The organism is Pseudomonas putida, from assembly GCF_002906855.1.
Classification (GTDB): Bacteria; Pseudomonadota; Gammaproteobacteria; order Pseudomonadales; family Pseudomonadaceae; genus Aquipseudomonas; species Aquipseudomonas putida_N.
The window spans coordinates 1-7,199 of sequence record NZ_MINI01000018.1 but is presented as its reverse complement, the minus strand read 5'-3'; the positions used below and the strand labels follow the sequence as shown (position 1 = coordinate 7,199).

The following is a 7,199-nucleotide window of genomic DNA, read 5'->3' as shown; positions in this document are numbered from 1 at the left end:
TTTGGATTGAAACGGTTAGCGCGGATCGGCCTGAACCGTTCGAGGGGTCGGTCAATTTCGTTCCAGAGATAGTCGCCGGTGAGTGCGATATGCGCCCAGGGAAGCGGTGCGACCTGGGAGAGCAGCTCGGTGGGAATATCGATGCCCTGGGCTCGGACATAATCGACAGCGCGGCTGAGATAGACGGTGTTCCACAGGATAATGGCGTTGACGACGAGGTTGAGACCTGACGCCCGATAGGCCATGGTTTCCGCCACGCGGTTGCGCAGCTCGCCAAGCTGGTAGAGGAAGACCGCCCGGGCAAGGGCGTGACGGCTTTCACCCTTGTTGAGGATGGCATGCGATCTGCGCCGGAGCTTGGTGTCGAGCAACCAGTCGCAGATGAAGATCGAGCGTTCAATCCGGCCCATTTCGCGTAGCGCCTGATTGAGCCGGTTTTGCCGAGGCGATGCGGCAAGCTTCTTGAGGATGACGGACGGCGTCACGAGGCCCGCGCCAATCGAGGCCTTCAGCCGCAAGACCTCATCCCAGTGCTGCTCGATGACATCCATGTTGACGGTTCCCGAGATCAGCGCCCCGAGCGGCTCGTACGCCGGGTCTGGATCGATGACGAAGAGTCTGCGATTGCCGAGATTGCGGATACGAGGAATGAGCCTATAGCCGAAGCCGTGGAACATAGCGAATGTCGTTTCGGTCGCGCCGGCGGTATCGGTTGCATGCTCATGGATTTCGACCGAGCTCTCGTTGTGAAGGAGGCCGTCGAGCACGTAGGGCGCTTCGCTCTCGGACGCCTGGATCATCCTGGAGAAAAAGGAGGCGAAACGATTGGACAGGAAGCCATAGACCGAAGCACCTGGTCTTTTGCCGTATTTTGCATTGTATTCGAGGCTGGCTTCACCGCGCCCGCCTGCCGGAAAGAACTGCCCGTCCGAGGAGGAGATATGACCGTCGCCCCAGACCTCGGCGAACGGATGGGCTTGCTGCGCATCGACCAGCACGGCAGTCGCCGTGGCGTAGGTTTCTGATCGTAGATGCCGATCCACCATTAGCATCATCTGGTGGATTGTGACGCCGCGTGAGCTTTCCGCCATGCGTTCAGCACCGGCATTGGTGGCGTCGGCAAGGATAGCGGCCATCAGTGCTGCCTCATCGTTCGCCGTCTCGCCGGTGCGATAGTGTGTGAAGCTGTCAAGGAACCTGGTCCAGCTGTGGACCTCAGCAAGCAGGCTGGTGATTCTGATCCGGGGCACGAGGACATAAAGACGCCGGCTGAGCGCGACGATCCTGTCACGCTCCTCCTCGCGGATCGGGGAGACCGACAAACCCTTGTCGGAAATAGCCGCATCCGGAATGGCGTTGGCGGCCGCCGCCCTTGCCAGCTCTTTGAGTTTCGCGTCGAGCGTGGCGGTGCGTTCGGCTCGCCATTCGGCAAAGCTGTCAGGGATGGCAAGCCCGAGCCGGCCTTCGGCGCGCATCAGGGCAAAGATCGGTCGAGGCAGAAGATAATCCTCGAAACTGCGCCATGCTCGGCTGCCATCAACCCATATGTCGCCGGCCCGCAGGCGCTCCCGCAGGTGAACGAGTACCGCCACTTCCCAGGCCCGCAGGTCGATGGTGACACCGTCCGAGCGCACACGTCGCCGCCACTTGCGGGTCATGAACGCGAACGGCACCTGCGCGGGTAGTTTCCTGCCACTGTAGAGCGCACGCAGATGATCCACTGCCCTCAAAACCGGATCATCGGGACGAAACGACCGGAAAGAGAACGCGCCGAACATGAGCCTGCCCAGCTTTCGCAGCGATTTGTGCCGCTCTATGAGCTCATCGAATTCGTCGCTGCGATCGGGGCGCACGACGGACCTGGCTGCCGCCATGCTGGCGGTCAATCCGTCCCAGCCGAGTGAGACTGCAATTGCGGATGCGAGATCGGTGTTGCTCTCACGGGCGGCCAGAAGCGCCTCGCCAAGCTTGAGATGATCGAGCGCCACCCCATCAAGAATCTCGGCTTCTTTCAGCCGGCGTTCTGTGCGGCTCAGTTCAGCCTTGCGACGGGTGCTGCCGATCAGTTTGCAGAACATGTCGATCGCAAGGTCGGTGATTGCCGCCTGCCTCTCGATGACGAACGCCGTCAGCGTGGCGTAGCGGCGATCGGATGTAAGGCGTCGTATCTCACGGGCATGCAGAATGCGGGCGTCCCGGGCGATGATGCCATAGCGGTTGGCATGGATCGTTTTACGTCGCTCACCAGAAATCGCCGCCGAACGCAGAACCTCAAGCCGGGCAATCAGGCCCTTGAGGTTTTTCAGTTTCGTCCCCTCCGGCGCTTCCGCAATCCAGCCGAGATGGCTCCGATCGCCGGACCGATCGATGAGAAGCTGATCAAGCGCCTCGATGGACGGTTGCTCCATGCCCCGGATCAAGCCGCGATAAGCCTGTCGTCGCGCTGCCGCCCGGCCCGCCATCGCCAGACGTATCAGCAGTTCCGGCACAGGAACGAGCAGCTTCCTCTCCTTCAGGGCTTCGATCACGGCCTTGGTGATCGGCTCGCCTTGTTCGGTCGCGGCGGCCTCGCGTGCCGCCGCGGTGATCAGGGATCGATAATCGCTCGCCCGGACGGGCTGGAGATCCAGTGCGACGACAATCTCCCGCGTATGTTCTCGACGGGTTTCCTCCCGCTGGGCATAGAGTGCGAACACCGCTGCGTCGATGCCCAGCTGGTCGGCGACAACGGAGACGATTGCCTGAGGCGGAACTTCCCCAGCGCGGAGCGGACGACCGAGATCACGCACCAGGGCGAGTTGGATGGCAAAACCCAGACGATTATGCGATCGGCGATGCGCCCTGGCGAAAGCGATGTCCTCAGCGGACAGCGCATAGCGCGCGAGGGCCTCTTCATAAACATCGGGTGGGTCGAACAGAACGGTGCGCGACTGCGCGTCGAGGAAGGCCATCGGTCACACCCGCTCTCAAACTGGGGGAGCAGGCTCATCTTCTTTGCCCGGTCCGGTCCATCCGGTTCGCCGCAATGTGTCGATGAGAGTCGAGCGCGGCACCTTGAATGTCCGACACACCGACGCCTTGCTGGCGCCGGCTTCCAGCGCCGCCAGAATTTGTTCAACCTTTTCGGTGTCGATCGTCGGTGGCCTGCCGCCCTTGCGACCGCGCCGGCGGGCCGCCGCCAGACCAGCGTTGACCCGCTCCGTGATCAGCACTCTCTCGTATTCGGCAAGCGTGCCAAACAGGTTGAACAGGAATGCGCCGTGCGAATTCGTCGTGTCGATCGCTTCCGTCAAAGAGCGGAAGGCGACCCCGCGTATCTTCAGATCCTCAACGATTCGGATCAGGTGGGAGAGTGACCGGCCCAGACGGTCGAGCTTCCAAACGACCAGCACGTCACCTTCGCACAATTCTGCAAGGCAAGCCTTCAGCCCCGGCCGATCGTCGCGCGCGCCCGAAGCGCGATCCTGATGCAGGTGACGCTGATCGACCCCGGCCGCGAGCAGGGCATCGCGCTGCAGGGCAACCGACTGCCGCTCATCACCGCTCGATACCCGCATGTAACCGATCAACATGCACGACAAACCTCAAATTCCGAGTTGCCGCACAGTCTCACATTCCGACAGGGTTTGTCGCGCAAATAATTGCCCGGTCACCCCGTCGATTTCGATGCGCCGAGCCGCTACGCGGAAATCATCTGTTTTCCGTCACACCAAAATTCTCTTAGCGGGTATTATTGCAGAGATTCCCACGGAGCCCCAATATGCCGAACACAAGTCGGCCATTGGCCGTCGAGGTGTCGATCGACGCGCCCTCACCAGCCAGGACCTTGAGACCGATATGTCGTTGGGTCAGATCATCAACCAGATTGACGAGGTGGCGCAGGTCGCGGCCGAGCCGGTCGAGTTTCCAGACCACGAGCGTGTCTCCACGGCGTAGCGCCTTCAGGCAGGCGACGAGACCGGGCCGGTCCTCTTTCTTTCCCGACGCGGCATCCTCATAGACATTGTTGGCCTCGACACCAGCCTGTGCCAGCGCGTCACGCTGAAGGTCATGGACCTGGCTGCCGTCGGCTTTCGACACGCGCGCATATCCGATCAGAGCTGTCATTTATTCGTCCGTCTGCGTGACAATTTCGATTTGGCCGGGCCAAAGCCTGTAGATTGTCACATAACCCGTCTTGCAAAGTAAGCTCCGCGAACGGCTATCTCCAGTCTTTTTGTGACATACGGAGCGCCGATGCCTCGCCGCATGATTTTGACGGATGCCGAACGGCAGAATTTCCTTGCCCTGCCCACCGACGACGACACCCTGATCCGCCATTGGAGCCTCGACGATGAGGACCATCGTCTTCTCGAAACACGCCGGCGCGACGATACCCGTCTTGGCCTGGCCCTTCAGCTTTGCGCACTCCGTTATCCCGGCCGTCTCATCCAGCGCGGAGAGGTGATCCCGCGAACCGCGCTCACCTTCCTGGCGGAGCAACTTCGCATTGAGCCGGATGCACTTGTCAGCTTCGCACGAAGAGCGCCAACACGCTACGAGCAACTGGCCGTCCTTCGCCAACATTACGGGTTCAGCGAGCTCAGCCATCCTTTGCGTGCCGATCTGCTTGCCTTCGCGCGCGGCGTGGCGATCGCTTCGACCAAGGACAAATTCGTCGTTGCCGCTCTCGCCGATGAGATGCGCCGGCGGCGTATCGTCATTCCCGGCATCACCGTGATCGAACGGATGGCCGGGCAGGCATGCACCGAGGCCGAGGAAGCGCTATTCGCCGATGTTGCCGGAAGACTGACGCCCGACATCATCGTCAGAATGGAGGCGCTGCTCGGTATCGGACCACGCGTCCGCCAGACCGGCGTTTCGTGGTTACGTGAACCGCCCGGAAAAGCCGGGGAAGCAGCCATGCGGGGTTTGATCGATCGGCTTGAGGCCGTGCGCCATGTCGGCGTTTCCAGTGATATGCTTCAGGCCGTCCCTGCCCATCGCGTGAGCCGTATGGCTCAGGAAGGCCGCCGCCTGACCGCCCAGAACTTTGAGCAAATGCGGGCAGGACGCCGATATGCCACGCTGACAGCCTTCCTTCTTGAAATGGAAATGGCGCTCACGGATGCCGCGATCGCCATGTTCGAAGTCCTGATTGGCAAGACGTTTCGGCGGGCCGAGGCCGAGCGCGACAAACAACTTCTGGAAACCGCCGCCTCAGCAACATCAGCGCTGGATTTCTTCGTTGGTTTCGGTGAGGCGATCGCCGCCAGGCGGGAAACCGGCCTTTCTCTCGATGAGGCGGTCAATGCAGTCGGTGGTTGGGAGCAATTGATGCAGGCAACCGCGGCTGCAAAGGCAGCGTCTCGTCCCCGCAAGGACGATGATCTGATCGCCTATCTGCCGACGCAATATATGCGTATCCGACGGTTTGTAACTCCATTCCTGGCAGCCTTCACATTCGAGGGTAATCGTCAGAGCCGCAATTTCATCGATGTGGTGACGCAGATGACGGCCGCAGGAAAAAGCCGCAGTCGCTCTTCAGACGCACGGTGGATGCATGCCGCACTTGACCTGGTCGACAAGCGGTGGAGCAAGGAGATCAAGGCGCCGGATGGCTCGGTCGATCGCAGAATGCTGGAACTTTTCGTCATCGTCGAGCTGAAGAACCGGATCGCCGCCAATGAGATCTGGATCAAAGGCTCCCGTACATATCGAGCCCTCTACGAGGGCATGATCTCGCAGCAGACTTACGCCATCATCAAGGCTGAGGCCCGCATCCCCGTTGCCATTCCGGTCGATGTCGAGATCTATCTCGCCCAGAAAGCTCAAGCGCTTGATCAAAAACTGCGTGAGGCAGCAAGCAGTCTGGAGGCCGGTCGCGGCGACACACGAATCGGCGCAAAGGGCTTGCGGGTGCCAGCGGCCAAAACCGTCGAGACCGAAGCCGCACTCGCCTTCGCCAGGAGAGTGGCGAGCAGCATGCCGCCGATCAGGTTGACGGATCTTGTCGCCGACGTGGATCGGATGACCGGCTTCAGCTCGCTGTTCGAGCATCTCCAGACAGGGAGAACGCCGGGCGACATGCGGATTTTCTATGCCGCGCTCATCGCCGAGGCCACTAATCTCGGCTTCTCGAAGATGGCGCTGGCCTGCCCCGGCATCACACGCCGCCAACTACAGCAGATGGCAATCTGGCACTTCAGGGAGGAAACCTTCACGCTTGCGCTCGCCCGCTTGGTCGAGGCTCAGCACGCTGCGCCATTCGCCACCGTTTTCGGTTCGCACACGATATCGTCTTCTGACGGCCAGCATATTCATCTCGGCGATGGCGGCGAAATCGCCGGCGGTGTCAACGGTCGTTACGGGACCAACCCGATCATCAAGCTCTACACGGCGATCTCCGGTCGATATGCTCCATTCCATACGAAGATCATCGCCGCCACGGCGAGCGAGGCCATCCACGTTCTCGACGCGCTTCTCGAAACGGATGCGGGCCTCGACATCGTTCGCCATCATGTCGATGGTGGCGGTGTCAGCGATCTCGTATTCGCCTTCTGCCACGCGCTCGGCTTTGCGTTCGTCCCACGCATTCCCGATCTCGACGGCCGATGCCTCTATGGCTTCGGACCTGCCAAACAATATGGCATTCTCCAGAATGTCATGGGTGATCGCATCGACGTTGACCTGATCCGGGCGCATTGGGACGATATTCTGCGCCTCATGACCTCGCTACGCACCCGCACCGTCAGCGCCTCGCTCATGCTCAAAAGGCTGTCCGCCACCACGAGGCAGAGCGGTCTTGCTCAGGCACTACGCCAGATGGGCCGGATCGAACGGACCCTGTTCACGCTGGACTGGATCAACGACGAGGATCTGAGAAAGACGACAACCGCAGAGCTGAATAAAGGGGAAAGCCGCAACAGCCTCGTGCGGGCGGTCAATCTCCATCGTCTCGGCCGCTTCCGCGATCGCAGCCAGGAGAACCTTTCGATCCGGGCGTCTGCCCTTAACCTGGTCGTCACAGCGATAATCCACTGGAACACGATCTATACCGGCCGCGTCGTCGATGCCCTGCATGGAGCTGGGCAGAGTGCCCCCGATCATCTGCTATCGAGTTTGTCACCGCTCACCTGGGAGCATGTGAACCTCACCGGCGATTACATCTGGGAGGAGAAACCGGCGCTCGACGAAACAGGCTTTCGACCCCTACCGTT

4 protein-coding genes are annotated in these 7,199 nt (G+C 61.0%); 1 reads left to right on the top strand and 3 read right to left on the bottom strand.

Annotated elements, in window-relative coordinates; all coding sequences use genetic code 11:
* From BGP85_RS00195 to BGP85_RS00185, 3 genes are all read right to left on the bottom strand, one after another.
* On the bottom strand, positions 1-2,951 hold a 2,951-nt coding region (locus tag BGP85_RS00195; protein ID WP_103466419.1), incomplete at its 3' end, for a Tn3 family transposase.
* A gap of 15 nt (positions 2,952-2,966) precedes the next feature.
* Positions 2,967-3,572: a recombinase family protein gene (locus BGP85_RS00190; RefSeq protein WP_103466417.1), complete on the bottom strand. Its 606-nt coding sequence runs from the start codon at positions 3,570-3,572 to the stop codon at positions 2,967-2,969.
* 148 nt (positions 3,573-3,720) lie between these two features.
* Positions 3,721-4,107, bottom strand: a complete 387-nt coding sequence (locus BGP85_RS00185) for a recombinase family protein (protein ID WP_219811572.1) — start codon at positions 4,105-4,107, stop codon at positions 3,721-3,723.
* Positions 4,108-4,236: 129 nt separating this feature from the next.
* On the opposite strand from BGP85_RS00185, the gene BGP85_RS00180 reads away from it, so the two are divergent.
* Positions 4,237-7,199, top strand: a 2,963-nt coding sequence (locus tag BGP85_RS00180) for a Tn3 family transposase (protein ID WP_103466421.1), incomplete at its 3' end; no start/stop codon positions are given.